Source organism: Butyrivibrio sp. MB2005, assembly GCF_000424285.1.
Classification (GTDB): domain Bacteria; phylum Bacillota; class Clostridia; order Lachnospirales; family Lachnospiraceae; genus Butyrivibrio.
The window spans coordinates 262,932-281,580 of the sequence record NZ_AUJP01000003.1; the positions used below are offsets into that span (position 1 = coordinate 262,932).

12 protein-coding genes and 1 pseudogene are annotated in these 18,649 nt (G+C 41.9%); all 13 read left to right on the plus strand.

What is annotated here, in order from left to right; all coding sequences use genetic code 11:
- The first annotated feature begins 12 nt into the window (after positions 1-12).
- Positions 13-612 (plus strand): FHA domain-containing protein, encoded by a 600-nt coding sequence (locus G610_RS0101300; protein ID WP_026523335.1) that lies wholly within the window; start codon positions 13-15, stop codon positions 610-612.
- Positions 606-1,895, plus strand: coding sequence for a PP2C family protein-serine/threonine phosphatase (locus G610_RS0101305; RefSeq protein WP_026523336.1), 1,290 nt, complete (start codon positions 606-608; stop codon positions 1,893-1,895). Before G610_RS0101300 ends, G610_RS0101305 begins: the two co-directional genes overlap by 7 nt.
- 3 nt (positions 1,896-1,898) lie before the next feature.
- Positions 1,899-3,170, plus strand: a complete 1,272-nt coding sequence (locus tag G610_RS21850; RefSeq protein ID WP_051197437.1) for an FHA domain-containing serine/threonine-protein kinase — start codon at positions 1,899-1,901, stop codon at positions 3,168-3,170.
- 8 nt (positions 3,171-3,178) lie between these two features.
- Positions 3,179-3,925: a PP2C family protein-serine/threonine phosphatase gene (locus tag G610_RS0101315; protein ID WP_196809789.1), complete on the plus strand. Its 747-nt coding sequence runs from the start codon at positions 3,179-3,181 to the stop codon at positions 3,923-3,925.
- Between the two features lie 36 nt (positions 3,926-3,961).
- Positions 3,962-5,638 carry an FHA domain-containing protein gene (locus G610_RS21855; protein ID WP_051197442.1) on the plus strand — a complete coding sequence of 559 codons (1,677 nt, stop codon included), beginning with the start codon at positions 3,962-3,964 and terminating at the stop codon, positions 5,636-5,638.
- 85 nt (positions 5,639-5,723) lie between these two features.
- Positions 5,724-7,508, plus strand: coding sequence for a protein kinase domain-containing protein (locus G610_RS21860; protein WP_051197445.1), 1,785 nt, complete (start codon positions 5,724-5,726; stop codon positions 7,506-7,508).
- Positions 7,509-7,516: 8 nt separating this feature from the next.
- Positions 7,517-9,478: a protein kinase domain-containing protein gene (locus G610_RS21865; RefSeq protein WP_051197447.1), complete on the plus strand. Its 1,962-nt coding sequence runs from the start codon at positions 7,517-7,519 to the stop codon at positions 9,476-9,478.
- A gap of 49 nt (positions 9,479-9,527) precedes the next feature.
- Complete coding sequence (locus G610_RS21870; RefSeq protein WP_051197449.1) at positions 9,528-11,561, plus strand: protein kinase domain-containing protein; 2,034 nt, start codon at positions 9,528-9,530, stop codon at positions 11,559-11,561.
- Positions 11,545-13,878 (plus strand): glycoside hydrolase family 3 N-terminal domain-containing protein, encoded by a 2,334-nt coding sequence (locus G610_RS21875; RefSeq protein ID WP_051197451.1) that lies wholly within the window; start codon positions 11,545-11,547, stop codon positions 13,876-13,878. The genes G610_RS21870 and G610_RS21875 overlap by 17 nt, the downstream gene beginning before the upstream one ends.
- Positions 13,879-13,908: 30 nt before the next feature.
- Complete coding sequence (locus tag G610_RS0101350) at positions 13,909-15,282, plus strand: zinc ribbon domain-containing protein (RefSeq protein WP_026523338.1); 1,374 nt, start codon at positions 13,909-13,911, stop codon at positions 15,280-15,282.
- A 45-nt stretch (positions 15,283-15,327) separates the two neighbouring features.
- On the plus strand, positions 15,328-16,509 hold the full coding sequence (locus G610_RS0101355) for a hypothetical protein (protein WP_026523339.1): 1,182 nt from the start codon (positions 15,328-15,330) through the stop codon (positions 16,507-16,509).
- A gap of 101 nt (positions 16,510-16,610) precedes the next feature.
- Entirely contained in the window at positions 16,611-18,266 is a 1,656-nt protein-coding gene (locus G610_RS0101365; RefSeq protein WP_081667116.1) for a zinc ribbon domain-containing protein, read from the plus strand.
- Between the two features lie 96 nt (positions 18,267-18,362).
- Positions 18,363-18,649 (plus strand): annotated as a pseudogene (locus tag G610_RS23985) (hypothetical protein); the annotation flags it as partial.

Here is an 18,649-nt window from a genome sequence, read left to right on the forward strand (position 1 = left end):
AGGAGACTGATTATGGAAATGAAAAAGTGTCCCAACGGACATTATTACGACGCGTCTATACATGCATCATGCCCTTATTGCTCAGGAGCAAATAATTCCGGAGCAACATTACCTCTCGATAGCTTTGGCGGCGGAGACGGTGGTTCAGAGACTATGCCGCTCACAGGTGCAGTCCCTTCCGGTGGTTCGGACAAAACTATGGCTCTGCAGCAGGCGATGAATAACTCTGATTCCGATGATGGAAGAACAGTTGCCCTGATTAAAGAAGAGAAGGGCATTGATCCCGTTGTTGGATGGCTTGTATGCACTGAGGGTAAGGAAAAGGGCAGAGACTACCGTGTTCATGCTGATAACAACTTTATAGGCAGAAGCGACAGAATGGACATCTGCATCCGCGGAGATGAGACCATATCGAGAGAAAATCATGCTATCCTCAGTTATGACACAGTGGAGAACAAATTCTTTTTCTCACCCGGAGATGGCAGAGCGATAGTAAGAGTAAACGGAAAAGCAGTTTTCCAGACAGTTGAGCTCGCACCTTATGATGAGCTCATAATCGGAAAAACTGCAGTCAGATTTATGCCATTCTGCTCAAAGGATTTCGTATGGTGAAGACGCATAACTACAGTATGATACAGTTGTCCCACAAGACAAACCGTGAAGAAAACGGTGGACTTGAAAGAAAGAAAAGTGATTCTTCGGAAGAGACAGAAAATAGCGAAAATAAAGAAAACTCAGAAGAGAGTGAATCGAACGGTGAGGATGTATCCGGTAAGAAAACAGATAGCAGCGATGTTTCAGAGGAGCTTAATTCTGAAGCCCAGAATGCGGTCGATACATTAATGAATATCATGCAGGATAGGGAACAGACCGGAAAGCCTGAAGATGGACAGGAACTTCAGACTGAAACCACTGCGGAAACAGAATCATCTGAGACAACAAATTTCGGGAACAGGAATCTGTTCCCTATTGTTGGTGCAATCATAGCGCTGATTCTGCTGTTTCTTGGAATAATTCTGGTTGTGATCAATAAGAGAAAGACAGGTAATGGTGAAGTGGACCCCTCTTACGAAAAAACAGGATATCCAGAAAATTATCCTGACAGAGCATCTGTGAAAATAAATAAGGTACCAAGGAGTTCACCCGCAATCATAACTACCGTACATGGAGTCGGAAGCCGTCCGGCGCAGCAGGATTCCTTTGGAATATCCGACGTAGAGAATCCGGAGAACATCACAAAGAAGGGAATCCTTGCAATTGTGGCCGATGGAATGGGAGGCCTTGAGGACGGTGACAGGGTGAGTCAGCTCGTCGTTGTCAAGATGTTGCAGGGATTTGATCAGGCAACAGGAGATGAGAATCCGGCAGATCTTCTTTTGTCTCTTCTTGACAGTGCCAATGATGCAGTTAATCGTGAACTGGGTTCAGAGAGACAGGGGCAGTGCGGAAGTACGCTTGTATCTGTTCTTGTAAAAAAAGATAAACTCTACTTCATATCGGTTGGAGACAGCCACATCTATTTATACAGATCAGGAACTCTTAAGCAGCTCAATCGCGATCACAATTATGCGGCTGAGCTTGATGAGATGGTCAGAAATGGTGAGATGTCTATAGAAGAAGCCATGACCAATCCCAAGCGTGCGGCACTTACAAGCTATATAGGTATGGGAGATTTAGAACTGGTCGATCAGAATTCAAATCCCATTTTACTTAAGCAGCATGACAGAATACTTCTTATGAGTGACGGAGTATATGGAACACTCGGAGATGAGAATATCTGCCATGCCATGGATGTCCCGCTTAAAGAGAGTGGACAAATGATAAATGAAATGATCCGTGCAGAGAATAAACAAAATCAGGATAATTATACCTGTATCTTAATGGAGATAACTTGATATATGGACGAAACCAGAATCCAGGAACCTCCTTTTGCTCTGCCTTATGAGACTATAATTCACGGAAGATATCTTGTACAGAATGTTATAGGTTTCGGCGGTTTTGGCATAACCTACAGGGGAATGGACTTAAAGGAAAACAGAAGTGTTGCCATAAAGGAGTATTATCCCAACGGGGTTGTTACCAGAGTACCGGGAACGGTTGCTGTAGATGTGCGGGGTTCGCATGATTCCTATAAAAACGGTATTGATAAATTCCTTCAGGAAGCAAGGATTATTTATCATTACAGGAATCCCTATATACTGACCATTTTCAGCCTGTTCGAGGAAAACTATACCGCATATTATGTGATGGAATATCTGACGGGATGTGATCTGAAGCATGTGCTTTCGCAGCATGGAGGAAGGCTTTCCTGGCAGGAACTCAAAAATATAGTTTTACCGGTCATGGATGCGCTTGCTGTCATCCATCAGGACGGTGTTGTTCACAGAGATATCAGCCCTGACAATATATACGTGTGTGCTGATGGCAGTCCAAGGCTAATAGATTTCGGAACAGCCAGGTTCTTTTCAGGAAGCAGTGAACTCACGGTAATAATCAAAAAGGGATACGCTCCTCCCGAGCAGTATTCCTCTAAATCAGGCCAGGGACCGTGGACGGACGTCTATGCAATGGGAGCGACAATTTACAAATGTCTTACCGGAGTAATGCCTCCCGAATCTTTGGACCGCGTAAGAAACGATACACTGATACCACCGGAGAACATGGGCTCTGATGCACCTATGAATGTGAACAGAGCAATTATGAAGGCTATGTCTCTGTCTGAGTATCAGAGATTCGCTTCGATGTATGAATTCAGAAACGCGCTGGAATCAGCGGATGAGGTTGGCTTTACTTCTCCGGCAAATTTTTTCTCGGGATTTGCAGACAGATTTTTAGGAAGATCCATATCATTTAAGAACGGAGCCAAAAGGATTGTTTGTGCATCGGGGATTTATGCGGGGCAGATAATCAATATAGATTCGGATTTGGTATTTGGGCGTGATCCGAGCTGCAACCTTCTTTTCCCCAAGAGTTCTGCGGGAGTGAGCAGGATACACTGCCAGATAATGGTCACGAATGGTGGCGCAGATTGCATGCTGTTGGACTGCGGATCAACGTATGGGACTTTTTTAAACGGAGTGAGACTTACGGCAGGTGTGCCGGAAAGACTTGAAAACGGAAGCATTTTCAGTTTCGGACAGGATAACAGTTTCCGGTTTGAGGACAGATGAGGGATCAGATGTTTGAAAAGAAAAGAAAGAAAAAGCTGACTGTCTTTGGCTATACCAGTAAAGGCGGAAGAGATGAGAACGAGGATACGGCAGGTATTTTCGATGACGGGGCCAGTAGCATTCTGGTAGCTGTGGCAGATGGACTTGGAGGTCACGGAGGCGGAAAAGCAGCTTCACAGGCAGCCATTGATTCAATCCGTGATGATTTCAAAAGGTACAGCATCAAGGAACCGGAGGAATTTAATATCTGGTTCCAGAAGGCTAATCAGAAAGTTCTCGACATGCAGATGAGGGAATGTGAGATGAAAACTACTCTCGTCGCTATGGTCATGGATAATGAGACAGCTATGTGGGCGCATATAGGGGATTCCAGGTTGTATCACTTTGTAGACGGGAAATTGGAATTTTGCACTTTTGACCACAGCGTATCCCAGATGGCTGTTCTTCGCGGAGAAATAACTCAGGAAGAGATTAGGGGACATGTCGACAGGAACAGACTACTGAAGGCTCTTGGGAGGGAGGAGACAATAAGTATTGATGTCTCACCAATAGTGGAGCTTGCGGGAGCTGAACATGCATTTCTGTTATGCAGTGACGGATTCTGGGAATATGTGCTGGAAGAAGATATGCAAAAGACCTTGAAGGCCGCGGAGTCGGCAGAGGACTGGATTAAACGTATGCTGCTGATACATGAGCAAAATGCAAAAGAAGGATGTGACAACAATTCAGCTGTTGCTGTTATATATAGTGCCTGATTTTTACCCAAAAATAATAAAGGTGGTGAGTGTAAGATGAAGAAAACTTTGAGAAAAAGCATTATCTGGCTGAGTGTATTGTGTATGCTTATGGGTTTTTCCAGGACAGAGGCGTATGCCGCTGAAAATGAGGCGGTACCTGAAATTCATATCGACAGATACACTGTGAGCGATGAGGAGATAAAAATATATGTCAATCAGAACCAGAGCGATTCTTCCTGGGTATCCGGTGACAATACCAAGGTGATGTTTGGTTCCAAGGAACTCAGCACGCCCAATATCCAGAAGTTTTCTGACAGTCCTGTGAAGGTCACATATAAATGTCTCATAGATGTTTCGGGATCTATGAGCCAGGACAGAATTGATACTGCTAAAGAAATCATAAAGCATATCGCATCAGCCAAAAGACCTGAGGATAATATAACTATTACTGCCATGGGCAACGATATCATAAGGTCAGATTATCTGACAGATGCTCTTGAGATTTCCGAAAAGGTATCCGGAATCAGTGTCACCAGGGAGGATACCAATCTTTACTACGCCATAGTGGAAGAGATTAAGGAACTCAAAACAATAGACGAGGTCGGAACAAAAAGATGTCTTGTAATTTTCTCAGATGGTGCCGATGATCAGGCAACTGGCATAACCAGAGAAGAAGCTACAAAGGCAGTTACCGATAGCCACATACCTGTATTTACGGTCGCAATGCCTAAAAATAAAGACAAGAAAAGTGACCAGGAGATGGCTAAGATCCTGGGTAGCTTCGCGAGGATTTCTTCAGGCGGAGTTCACTATTATACCCCGGATTTCGAGGGATCTGATCTTGCGTTAATCGGAGATCAGATTGTCAATAAAGTAGATAATTCACTTATTTTCACAGAGGATATAAGAGAGCTTGATACAACGGAAAAGGCTCACGAATTAAAGATTACCGTAAAGACATCAGAGGGAAATGCAGAAGATGTAATTGATGTTGCGGAGAGTGATGTCAAGAGAATCAAGGAGATTCAGGAAGAGTTGGAACCTGAGCCCGAACCTGAGCCTGAGCCCGAACCTGAACCGGAGGTAGTTGAGGAGCAGGTGACAGAGCCTGTTGAACAGATTGTGGAGGAGCCTCAGGAGAAACTCATATTCGGTATGAAGCCCATGCTCTTCTATATTGTTCTGGCTGCCATAATTCTTCTGCTCATTTTAATTGGAGTAATAATTTATCTTAAGACGAGGGATAACGAGACCGGATATCAGAGCGACTACGATGGAGGCGTCGATGATCTCGGAAATACAATGGGCGGAGTAGATGATATAGGAGTTACGGGAGACGTTTCGGATTTGAATGGTGTAACCATGCCGTTTGAGGAGTCTCATGCTACTCCCACTGTAGGTTTTGATACTAAGCCTGCAGGCAAGGTCTATCATATCACTCTTACCAGAATGGGTAAGGAAGTTGGTGATAACGGCATCCTGAAATTCGATATGAGCGATAAGTACACGATAGGACGAAGTGCTTCAAAATCAAAGCTTGCAATCACAAATGATTCAGCTCTTTCAGGACTGCATTGCACAATGTTCGTGAAGAATAACCGTGTATACATAAAGGATGAAGGAACGACAAATGGAACATTTGTAAATGGCGTGCCGATCACGGGTGAATTTGCACTTGAGAGTGGAGATACGCTGATCCTGGGATCCTATGAGTATAGAGTAACCTGGTAATAAGTCAGTCTGATTATTTAAAATGATAAACAGTAAGCTTTCCCTGTTTAGTGGAGAGCGGAATGCTTGTCGGATAAGGGGCTATATGGATATACAAAATCTGTGTCCCAACTGCATGAGAGAATTAAAACCCGGGGATAAATTCTGCCAGTTCTGCGGCTATCAGAAAGGCTCTGAAGCAGCAAGATCACCGCATGTTCTAAAGCCTTTTACTATCCTTCAGGGTAAATACCTTGTCGGGAATGTACTGGGTGAGGGTGGTTTTGGTATAAGTTATATCGGTTTTGACTTAAACCTTGAGATCAGGATAGCCATTAAAGAATTCTATCCGAACGGATTTGTTTCCAGAGAGGCTGATATCAGGAGCACCGTTAGCAATTATACTACAGCTGATCACAGCCAGTACGAAAAATGGAAAGACAGCTTTGTTCGTGAAGCCAGAAGCCTTGCCAAGTTTTCTGATCTCCCCGGAATAGTACATGTCAGGGATTATTTTCAGGAAAATAATACTGCATATATCGTCATGGATTTCATCTCCGGAGAGACTCTGAAAGAACATCTGAAAAAATGTGGCGGAAGGATGTCTGTGGATGAGACGATGTCTATGATGCTGCCGGTGATACAATCGCTTGCCAGAGTGCATGAGGCGCATATAATCCACAGGGATATCAGCCCTGATAATATTATGGTTGATGACCACGGTAATATCAGGCTTATAGATTTCGGAGCTGCAAGAGACTTTGGTGGAGCGGATGAAAAGAGTCTGTCCGTTCTGTTAAAACCTGGATTTGCCCCTGAGGAACAGTACAGATCCAAGGGTAATCAAGGACCCTGGACTGATGTATATGCTCTCTGTGCAACAATCTACAGATGTATTACGGGAGAGAAACCTCCGGAATCCATGGAGAGGATGCGCGCGGATACGATCAGAAAGCCCTCTTCCTATGGAATTCAGATAAGCGCTTCACAGGAAGCTGCTCTTATGTCTGGACTTGAAGTCTATGCGGAGAAGCGCATACAGACCATGGGAGAGCTGGAAGCCAGGTTGTATGGCAGGACGTCTTATTCAACCTCAGGCAATGCATCAGTAACCATGCCGGATACCCGGGGCGGTGCTGCATATATGCAGTATGGTGATGATTCGGTTACGCGTCCCTTGTCCGGTAATAATATGCAGAACTATGATTCTTCCGCAAAACCGGTGAATGGATCAAAAGGCAGTAAGGGTGTCCTGGTAGGCGTTATAGCTGTACTTGGCGTAGCCATAGCTGCACTTATCGGATTCATTGTTTTCAGTAATATGAAAAACGGTTCGGGGACAGGAAGCGACGAGATGAATTATGCTACCCGTGATAATGCCCCCGCTTATTCCGATATGCAGACGGAGCCGGTTAAAGAGCAGACTACAGAAGATACTATTGCAGAAAAGACTGAAACGTCTGATGAGATGCAGGAAGATAATCCTGTATCTGAAGAAGTAGCGCAGCAGGAGCCGGAAGTAACCGTAGAACCTGCTACTGAAACAGAAGAAGTATCCGATGAGCTCAATGATGCAAGCGATGAAGCAGCAGAAGAAGTCAGTTCCATCGAGGATGAGTACATTCTGTATGATTCAGATTCGAGGATTTATCCCAGGTCTTTATTTGAGTCCATGACGGATGAGGAGCTGCGTCTTGCAAGGAATGAGATCTATGCCAGACATGGCAGGATGTTTACAAGCGAAGATCTGCAGGAATATTTCTATTCAAAATCCTGGTACAGACCTGAGTACACACCTGAAGAATTTGACGCGATGCAGGAATACATTTTCAATGATTATGAGAAAGCTAACAGAGATATGATCAAGGAAGTAGAGAATAAGAGAAAGTAGGTTATTTTATGGATATCAGCAATATCTGTCCGAACTGTATGCGCGAAATGGGGAAGGATGACACCTTCTGCAGCAATTGCGGCCATAATCGTGAATCCGGTGAAAAAGAATCCACACATGCTCTAAAGCCTTTTACTATTTTACAGGGAAAATATCTTGTAGGAAATGTAATAGGCGAAGGCGGCTTTGGAATAACTTATATAGGACTTGATCTGAATCTTGAGATACGTATTGCTATCAAAGAATTCTATCCGAACGGATTTGTTACCAGAGAATCCGCTGTCACCAGTGTTGTCACCAATTACGCATCCAAAGACAGCGCTCAGTTTGAGAAGTGGAAGGATAGTTTTGTAAAAGAGGCCAGAAGCCTTGCAAAGTTTTCAAATCTCCCTGGCATAGTCCATGTCAGGGACTTTTTCCAGGAAAATAATACAGCATATATTGTAATGGAATATGTTGAGGGTGAGACACTGAAAAACTACCTTAAGAACAGAGGTGGTAGAATTCAGGTGCAGGAGACCCTCTCTATGATGCTGCCTGTAATCCAGTCACTTGCACGTGTTCATGAGGCTCAGATAGTCCATAGAGATATCAGCCCGGATAATATTATGATTCAGGATGATGGCGCGGTTAAACTTATTGATTTCGGAGCCGCAAGGGACTTTAGCGCAGGTGATGAGCGGAGTATGTCAGTCCTTCTAAAACCAGGATTTGCCCCGGAGGAGCAGTACAGATCAAAGGGAAATCAGGGACCTTGGACAGATGTCTATGCGCTATGCGCAACCATCTATCGCTGTATTACCGGTGAAAAACCACCGGAATCAATGGAGAGAATGAGGCAGGATGACATCAAAAAGCCATCCTCTTATGGTATACAGATAAGTCCATCGCAAGAAGCTGCCCTTATGCAGGGACTTGAGGTATTTGCTGAAAAGCGCATCAAGACTATGGGTGAGCTTGAGGCTAAACTATACAATTTAAACACAGCGCATACCGGTGTAACTGAATCTACACCATATGTTCCTGAGATGACTGCCGGTCCTTCTACTGCTTATTTAGCGCCTCCTATACAGGCTACGGATAATAGCAAAAATAAGAAACTGCTTTATATAGCAATTATCGGTGCTTTGGCTGCAGCTATTGTGATTCTTGGGGTAATCCTTGTGGTGAATATGTCAGGTTCGAGGACTCCGGCTGAGACTGAAGAAATGGCCTATATGGGAACTGAAGGCTCCGGAGGTGTATCGGGACAGCTTGAAGGAGCAGGTCCGGGTGGTGAAGGAGATATTGTTGCGGAAGACGGAACTACCGGGGAGGTAGATGCTTCGACAGAAGAAGCTGATAGTGTAACCGATGAATCTGCCGCTCAGGAAGAGCTTGAGAAGCAGAAAGAGGAAGAAGCGAAAAAAGCAGAGGAAGAGCAAAGGCAGAGGGAAGAAGAGGAAAAGAGAAAGGAAGAAGAAAGGGAGCTTGCAATCCACAGATATGAGATAGTCTGTCAGGATATGTCATGGATTGAGGCATATTATGAATGCGTCAGCAAGGGCGGCTATCTGGTTAATATCAATTCCATAGAAGAGTACAACTATATCATCGATCAGATAAAGCGGGAAAACCGGGATGAGCTCCTCTACTATATCGGGGCTAAGCGTGATCCCAATGAGAGTGACGGTCAGAATGCCCTCGAATACCACTGGGTAAAACAGGATAACAATATGGGCAGGGATATCCTGAACGGAGATAATGGAAATCCCATCTATCGAAATATGTGGCTGAGTGGTGAACCCGGCTTTGGCTCAACAGACAACGATGGCAATGTTTATATCGAGCAGTATATAGACCTGATTCGTATTAAAAACAAGGAAAACGATACCTTCAATTATTTTCTGAATGACATTCCCTCTGACGTACTGGAAATCGTACCTTCATACTCAGGAAGGATTGGATACATCTGTGAATATGATGATTAAGAGGCGATGAACAAATGTCAATTCTTCAAAAAAGGAGCATTCAAACAGCATGATTGATATTAATAGAATATGTCCCAACTGCATGAATGAGATACCACAGGAGGATGACTTTTGCACAAATTGCGGGTTTAAAAAAGGAGATACCGTGCCTGCTTCGTCGCATGCCTTAAAACCATATACCATCCTGCAGGGAAAATATCTTGTGGGAAAGTCTATCGGTGAGGGCGGTTTTGGAATTACTTATATAGGCTTTGATCTGAACCTTGAGATAAAGATTGCCATTAAGGAGTTTTATCCCGGCGGTTATGTCAGCAGGGAATCCGAGACGACTTCCAATGTCACGGTCTATACCAATATAGATAAAACCCAGTATGACAAGTGGAAAGAGAGCTTTGTCAGGGAGGCCAGAAGCCTTGCGAGATTCTCGGACCTTCCGGGGATTGTTCATGTAAGGGACTTTTTCCAGGAAAACAATACTGCGTATATTGTTATGGAGTATGTTAAAGGTATTACTTTAAAGGAATACCTTAAAGAGCATGGTGGAAGGATTGGTGTGCAGGAGACATTTTCCATGATGCTTCCTGTTATCCAATCACTTGCAAAGGTTCACGAGGCTCAGATAATACATAGGGATATCAGTCCCGACAATATCATGATTCAGGAGAATGGACTGATCAAGCTCATTGATTTCGGTGCTGCCAGGGATTTTGGCGGTACGGATGAAAAGAGCCTGTCTGTGCTGCTTAAACCGGGGTTTGCACCTGAAGAACAGTACCGCTCAAAGGGAAATCAGGGACCCTGGACAGATGTCTATGCTCTATGCGCCACAATTTACCGCTGTATAACAGGAGAAAAACCACCGGAATCCATGGAGAGGATGAGGCAGGATACCATAAAACGGCCGTCTTCCTATGGAATACAGATAGAATCCGTGGCGGAAGAAGCAATTATGGCGGGACTTGCGGTCTTTGCGGAGAATCGTATTAAGACCATGGGGGAACTTGAGGCTAAACTGTATAACGGACAGACAGAGACTGTAGCTTTAAACAATGTCTCTTCCAATATCAATAATTCGATTGGAGATGCAAGCGGGAATAAGAAAAAGAGCGGTTCATCTGAAAATAAAAAGTACATTGTAATTGCACTGGGAATTGTCGGTGCATTGGTTATAGCTATAGTGGGCTTTGTACTGGGAAAACAAAATGGATCCGGTGGTGTGATGGATAATAAGATCGAAGATGTAGCAGAACGTAACACGGATGTGATCGCACAGGATGTTGATATACAGAGTGATGCGGATAATACAACAGATGAAGATAATTCCGATAACACCGCTGATGTTACTGAAGATGTAGCGGAAACAGAAAACTCTGCAGAAGTAGAAGAAACGGCAGAAGCAGAAGAACCGGTGCCTGAAGAAAGTGAGGCTGCAACTGAAGAGACCGCAGAAGAAGCCGATACAGAGATTCAGACTGAGGAAACAGATTATGAAGAGGCTCTGTATGAAGAGTTTAAGATAGACAGAAATACTGTTGAGGATTACTCGGCAAATCTGGATCCAAAGAAATACCTAAGATATGACTCGGGAATGGGAGAGTTTTACTTCTGGTATCCGGCTAATCTGTTTAATGCTGTTTATGTCGATGAATATAGTTATAACAGTACTTACGGCGAAAATATTAAGACAATTGCGTTTTCAGGAAGCAATGGGGGAGAACTCAGCTTTGCCATGTATAGGAGAACGGATGGAAGATCGGTAGAAGAGTTTTCGGATATAGTCCATTCAAATGAAGCGAATATGTTTTATGAATCTCAGGACATTCTATATAAGACAGATGCCGATAAGGGCAAGATAGTTGTAACAGGCAATGCTGATGCAGCCGGAACCTCCATTGTATATGATCTCATTAAAGTAGATGCGGATTATGTATATAGAATGCTTTCTGTTAAGCGTAGCTGGGTGGATGATTTCGATAAGCTGACATATTCATATGTCGTTGAAAATGAGTATAGAACCTGTGGCTTTTCCGGTTCGACAAAAGCCACACAGACTTGGGAGGAATTCCTTGAGGCTAATCAATAATACCACAAAGAAAAATAGAAAATTGCGAATCATGCAAACATGTGTCTGCATGATTTGTATCTCTGCACTTTTTTTATTCGGCTGTGCCAAGGCATCGGATAATGAAGATTCAGGTGTAGATTCATTGTTTGAACCTGTCGGAAGTGAACTTGGTGAGACCGTGGACGATGCTGATACCGGAGTGGAAACAGATGATGCTATAGATACAGATGTATTATCACCTGAAACTGATAGTGCTGCTGTTGAAGAAATTAAAGAAAATGATGGTCAGGAAGAGGTTAGCGAGTCTTACGAGAATCTTGAAGAGGATGAATCCATAGAAATAATGGATGAAAGCGTTGACGAATCTGAGACATCATATAACAAAGATCCGGAAGAAGTGCTGGCATCTATGTCCTTAAAACAGAAGGTTGCGCAGCTCTTTTTCGTGACCCCGGAGGGGCTGACCGGCTATCAGGAGGTTACCGCATTCGGAGAGGCTTCTAAGAGAAAATACGATGACATTCCTGTTGGCGGACTTATATATATGGCAAGTAGTCTTAAGGATCCCGGGCAGACCAAAGAAATGCTTAAAAGAACTCAGGACTATGTGACTGAAAGCACGGGGATTCCGATTTTCTTAGGGCTCGATGAAGAAGGCGGAAGAGTTTTGCGCATCGGAAGTAATCCGGCCTTCGGAGTAAAAAAAATCGATCCTATGTATGAGATTGCTGCTGCCGGTGGCGTAGATGGTGTGAAGGACGCGGCTTCATACATCGGCAATTACCTTGCTGATCTGGGATTTAACACTGATTTTGCTCCGGATGCGGATATTCTTACCAATAAGGATAATACCGTAATAGGTGACAGGGCTTTCAGTTCAGACCCGAAAGAGGTATCGGTTATGGCGAAAACCTATGCCGAAGGTTTGCACAGTGAAGGAATATTTTCATGTTACAAGCATTTTCCGGGACATGGTGATACCAAGGAGGATTCCCATAAAGGGTATGCTTATTCCTACAAGACCATGCAGGAACTTGAAGAGTGTGAGCTGGTTCCTTTCTCTGATGGTATAAACGGTTATGCCGATTTTGTGATGGTTGCGCATATATCTCTTCCTGAAATATTGGGTGGCGATACGCCGTCCACTCTCAGTTCTGAAATCGTGACAGATCTTCTCAGAAATAAGATGGGATATGAGGGTATCATAATCACTGACGCATTAGGAATGGGAGCTATAAGTGAGCATTACACAGCTGAGGAGTCGTCTGTTCTTGCTTTGGAGGCAGGCTGCGACATGCTTCTGATGGCAGGAGATCTGAAGTCGTCTTACGATGCTGTCCTTAACGCGGTTATGGATGGAAGAATCACAGAGAAGAGGATTGACGAGTCGGTACTGAGGATTCTAAAGGTAAAGTTTTCCGGAAGAATTAAGTCTTCAGACTCCAGTGATTTATCTGATAGTGAACCATCATCCGATGAAGAAACACTAGCTTACGATAATGAAAAAAGAACTACTGCTAAAGGATTATCCGTCGGAGATACATTCGAATTTATTGATGTTTATGGTAATAAATATACCTCGAAGGTTGACAGTGGTGTTCCGTTGACAGAATATGATCCGGACTATTTTGAGCATAGTGGGGATTATCTGAAGTATTCAGATGATAAATATTCTTCAAGAATGGGCATAGATGTGTCCTATCACAACGGTGACATTGACTGGAATAAGGTTAAGGCTGCCGGAATCGATTTTGCATTTATAAGGATTGCTTATCGCGGCTATGGCCAGGAGGGAAAACTTAATAAGGACTCCAAATTCGAGGATAACTACAAGCAGGCAAAAATCGCAGGTCTGGATGTAGGTGTATATATTTTCTCTCAGGCAATCAATGAAGCGGAAGCAGAGGAAGAGGCTGATTTCGTCCTTAATATCTTAAATGGCAGGGAGCTGGATCTGCCTGTCGTCTATGACCCTGAAAGTATTCTCATAAAAGGAACTGCTGAGCCTGACAAGGATGCCAGAACCTATGAAATTTTTGAAAATCGTTCTCAGTTTACTGCAAATACAATCAGTTTTTTCAAAAAGATCAAAGAGTCAGTCTATGACTATACTCCCGGAATCTATTCAAATATGCTTTGGGAGGCACATAACCTGAATCTTTCAGAGATACAGGCTGAGTTTTCTAAATCAGGAGATATTCCTGTCTGGTATGCAGACTATGAAGAACTTCCGCAGACACCCTATAATTTCAATTTCTGGCAATATTCAAGCGAAGCCAAAATTGACGGTGTATCAGGACGGGTGGATGTGAATGTGCAGATGATACAGAAATAGTAGGTATATCCTCAGAAAGGATAGAATAATATGCAATGTATTTACTGCGGAAAAGAAATAAGTGACAATTCAAAATTTTGTCCCAAGTGTGGAAAAGAGCTAAAGCCTAAAACAAGGGTATGGCCAGGTGCAGCTGATGAAAAAACGGCTAACACTCAAATGGGACAATACTCTGCCGGGATGGGAACAAATCCTATGCCGGACTTAAATTCTGCGTTGGGGTCTCAAAAGGTTCAGAATCAGATTCCTTCAAAAATGATAATAGCCATAGGAATAGGTGTGGTCCTGGTAATCGTTCTCATTGCAGTTTTGATAGTAAGTGGGGGTAAAAGAAATTCCGGGAATGCTGAACCCGTGCAGGAAGATACCACTATTGTAGTGGGGGAAAAAGAGCAGGATCTTGGAGATATTGAAAATGAATCTGACGAATTAGGGCAGGAAGAAGCTGATATTGATGAAGATACAGAAGATACAGCAGGCGTTAGTACATCAGATATAACTGAAGTAAACGAAGCTGAGTCCCAGGGTAATGGGAAGGAAAAGAACGATAATGGAATAGAAAATTTGGAAGTGGATGAACATGATACCACTGTAGATGAGGAGAACACGATTCCCGGATATATGGAAAATCTGCCTGCAATTCTTTTTTCTGTGCGTGTAGCAGCACCTGATGGGTATGTAAATTTCAGAGATGGCGCGGGAACAGATTATTATATTATTACTCCGTACAATAATGGAACCATCCTTGACGTTATCGATTTGACTGAAGTTAACGGTAAAACCTGGTATCAGTGTATAGATTCGTTATTGCAAATAGGATGGGTTGCATCATCTCAGGTTGAGACGATATCAGCTAATAACACATCTTCAGGTAATGCTGCAAATTATGTGAAGTATGTATCAGTTGAAAACAAATCCGATGATCAGATAAATCAATACTCAATAGTAAGAGGCGTGCGCATGGATGGTAAGGCAGCCTGGCAATATATCACTGAAGAATACCCCGGTGCAGAACTGAATAGTGCGTCTGTCTGTGTAAATGGAGAACATGTATATATCATTGATGAGAATACATATATTAGGCTGAATAAGCAGACAGGAGAGACAGAGGCTAAGAATCTTTTTACGGAAGAAGGCGGTATAAGCGGAGCCATAATGGCTGCAGATGATAACATGAATTTATACGCGATGGGATATTATGATAATTATCTCTACAAGTTTTCAAAGGATGGATCTATTGTCTGGATGTATGACTTTATGGATGAGTATTACTGGCCGTTATATTTTCATTTAAATGGTAATGAGCTCATCGTTACATTAGGAATGCATAATGATGAATCCGGAATCAGTGAGGAAGGCAATTTTGAGTGCAGTATTAACACGGATACTGGAGCAAAGTGGTAATAATGTTACTTGTCTGGGATTTTTGGAATTATGGTGGATTAAATAATGAGAGGATTGTTTTCTACGGTTATTGTAATTGCTGTTGCTATGGGAGTTATATGTGGATGTACTTCTGAAAAAAGTGATGTGTCAGTTGTTGCACCCGATGGTACTGGAAGTGTTGCCGAGAGAGAAGAGCCTTCTTTTGGCATTGCAGATGAGCATGCTGTTGAAAACCCAGAAAATGCAATTGCTGATATCTCTGTTGAGGAACCTGATGATATAGAAAGTGAAGCATCAGATACTGATCCGAAAGAGAATGAGCAGGTGACAGAGTCTATTAATTCAAGTCTTGATTCTATTATAGAGGAACACAACCAAGACACAGAGTTTGTGAAAATATCAAAGTGTTATATAGATATTATTAGCGATGAAGAATTTGAATGTGATGAATGCGGACTAATTTACTTAGATGATTCAGGATATCCAAACCTTATTGTGAAAAGTGATCAAGGTCTTTATCCTTTTTATTCGATATATCGGATTGACCATGGAAGCCCGGTCTGTATATATGAAGGAGCCCAAAGTGGTGGAACACTTATGGGAGCTTCTTATTATGAGAAGCAAGGAATTATTAGTGAGGCAACGCATGGATTTAGATTATTTGGTGTATGTGAATGGGTATCCAGATTGGTGGATAATGAATTTCAGACGGTTTGCAGAATTGACTATGATGATCCGGAATTCGAGAATATAAGTGAGGATGAAATTGATAGCAAATTAAACTGGTACATTGAAGTTGATGGACATAAGACATATATGAGCCGGGATGATTGCTATGAAGAAATGAAGAAGTATGAAGGCTATGGTAATCCCAAAGATTTATTTGATGCTGCCCCTCTTGTATCCAAAGAGTATATGCTTACAAAACTAAAATCCATATATAATACTCAAAATCAAACTGATAATGAAGAAATTGACTTATTAAAGAAAAATTTAATTTCAGAAGGAATAGACCCAGATTTAATTAGTGATGATACTTATGATATGATAATAAGTGTTATACATAAAAATGGTTATACTCTTAACGATATTGAAATAGGAGATTTTTATAATATAGCACATTATGACGAATTAGATGAGGATAGTGAGATAAACGAAGGAATAATTGAACAAATAATAATACCTGGTAAAAATGAAAACTTTAAAGCAAGTTTAGCAAGGTATTCGAACTCAGGGGAGAAATAACATGTCTTTAGTTAATCAAATATGACCCTCCAAATTTGGAGGGTCGTTCAAGTCAGTATGAGAACCCATGATAGCAAGCAGATACCCAATGAGGAAAAGTGATGATTTGCAACCACTGTGGAAAAGAAATAAGTAGTGACGCTAAGTTTTGTCCGAAATGCGGAAATAAAATTCAGCCAAGACAAAAAAGCGCATCAAAAAAAGCTATAAGACCTAAAAAAACATCTGCTACCTTGTTATCAGTAGTGGCTATCATTGCGGCAGCTGTGGCGGTTGCAGCAGTAATCTTCGCTGTCATCATGATAAAGAACTCCCGCACCAGTGAAGTGGTGCAGGGTGATGATAAGTATGGAAACAGTCAGGCGGTTGAGAATCTTATAGAGAAGGCTGAACAAAAACAGGAAGTGAAAGAGGATACTGCTGAACAGAAACAGGAGGTAAAAGAGAATACTGCTGAGCAGGAAACACAGGAGGAAACAGAAGTAGAGAGCAGAAATATAGACTTTTCAAAGTGTGAAAAGCTTGAGAGTTTTCTTGATCAAATTGTAACTTTTACTAATAATGAAGATGATTTGGAGTGTTCACTTACGCTTCAAAATCTAAAAGATATATTCGGTTGGACAGGAGGAATTGAAGATTATCTTTTTTCAGAAGTGGCATTAAAAATAGATACTGAAACAGAAAAACGGTTTCTAAACAGCCTTGGAGATGAATACATTTACATTAAACAATATCCTTCTGGTTTTTTTTGGATGGATAAGAATGGCTATTTAAAATACGTAGAATCAGCAATTGGTGATGATAGGTTTTCAAATGATGAATCATATGATGAATTTGTAGATATTCAAGGAGAATATTCTTCATTTAGATTTGAGGATTATTGCGTTATTTATGGACCGGATGCCGGTTATATGGGTCCAGGACTTGGCAATTTCATTAGTGCTGAAAATATAGGAACAGATAAATGGCGGCTGGAATATGAGCTTGTAGACAGTGAAGAGGGGAATTTCTTTGGATATGAACGTACATATTATGATGCAACCAGAAGTGAAGAGCCACTTATAGGAAAGGCATATTTTATAGTGATACGAAATGACGAGAGCATCTTTGATGGATTAAGCGTACAGTCAATAAAGTATGATTTTGTGGAACCGAAAAGGGATGCAGTAGTAATGGATGCCTTCAAGAGGTTTTTAAATGATGAAGCAAGAGTGTATATTAGGAAGCCAACGCAATATGAGATTGAAAAATATGGACCTTCAGAAGAAAACTGGTCTGATAGTTTGTTTTCTGAATATTTTGAATGGATAATAGAAGATTTTGGTAAGCCTGCAGCATACTTGTATGATGTAGATAATGATCATGAGATGGAGTTATTAATTGATACTATAAGTTACGGATTTACAATAATTGATTGTCGGGGAGATGAGATTTACTTGCTTGATGAAGGGGACGGGACAGCTTCAGTGTGTTCAATATACAGGGATAAGGCATCTGGAACTGCTTTTGTAGGACATTCGGATTTTTCACATATGGGAAGACAATATCTGGACATCACGGAATATGATGGCTCAGGTAATATAGTAAATTCTACTATGAGTTTAAATGCAGACTATTGGGAAAACGAAGATGACTTTGGTACTGACAGAGCAGAATATTCATTCAACGGTTATGCGATAACATATGAGAAATATGCCAATTTAAGGGAAATCTATGCACTTGTTGATCCTGAAATGATGATAAAAATGGATTATTGACAAATAGGGGCTGTGAAATAATCAGTCCATGAAAAAAAGAGAAGTAATAGCTGGAAACAGCCAATTACTTCTCTTTTTTCATGGTAAAATATTACCATGAACAATCAAACCAATTCTTATAATACTATAAATCAGGGCGTTTTACCATTTTTTATTTCAGATTGTTTGGATATCTGTGATCCGGTTTTTACTTTTGACGAACTCGTGGGAGGTATGAATCTTGAGAAGTATCTGAAAAATGTGCCAGAGCATAAGCTTGGCAGAATCAGATATAATCCAGTCAAAATGTTGAAGACCGTACTATTCGGTTTTATGAGTGAAGGATATATTTCACTAAGAGGACTTCAAGAAAACTGTAGGGTTAACATTCGATTTATGTATCT

Coding starts and splice junctions, on each gene's coding strand:
- G610_RS0101305 (WP_026523336.1), top strand. CDS start 606: ATGGTGAAGACGCATAACTACAGTATGATACAGTTGTCCCACAAGACA.
- G610_RS0101355 (WP_026523339.1), top strand. CDS start 15,328: ATGAGAGGATTGTTTTCTACGGTTATTGTAATTGCTGTTGCTATGGGA.
- G610_RS21870 (WP_051197449.1), top strand. CDS start 9,528: ATGATTGATATTAATAGAATATGTCCCAACTGCATGAATGAGATACCA.
- G610_RS21855 (WP_051197442.1), top strand. CDS start 3,962: ATGAAGAAAACTTTGAGAAAAAGCATTATCTGGCTGAGTGTATTGTGT.
- G610_RS21850 (WP_051197437.1), top strand. CDS start 1,899: ATGGACGAAACCAGAATCCAGGAACCTCCTTTTGCTCTGCCTTATGAG.
- G610_RS21860 (WP_051197445.1), top strand. CDS start 5,724: ATGGATATACAAAATCTGTGTCCCAACTGCATGAGAGAATTAAAACCC.
- G610_RS0101350 (WP_026523338.1), top strand. CDS start 13,909: ATGCAATGTATTTACTGCGGAAAAGAAATAAGTGACAATTCAAAATTT.
- G610_RS0101315 (WP_196809789.1), top strand. CDS start 3,179: ATGTTTGAAAAGAAAAGAAAGAAAAAGCTGACTGTCTTTGGCTATACC.
- G610_RS0101300 (WP_026523335.1), top strand. CDS start 13: ATGGAAATGAAAAAGTGTCCCAACGGACATTATTACGACGCGTCTATA.
- G610_RS0101365 (WP_081667116.1), top strand. CDS start 16,611: ATGATTTGCAACCACTGTGGAAAAGAAATAAGTAGTGACGCTAAGTTT.
- G610_RS21865 (WP_051197447.1), top strand. CDS start 7,517: ATGGATATCAGCAATATCTGTCCGAACTGTATGCGCGAAATGGGGAAG.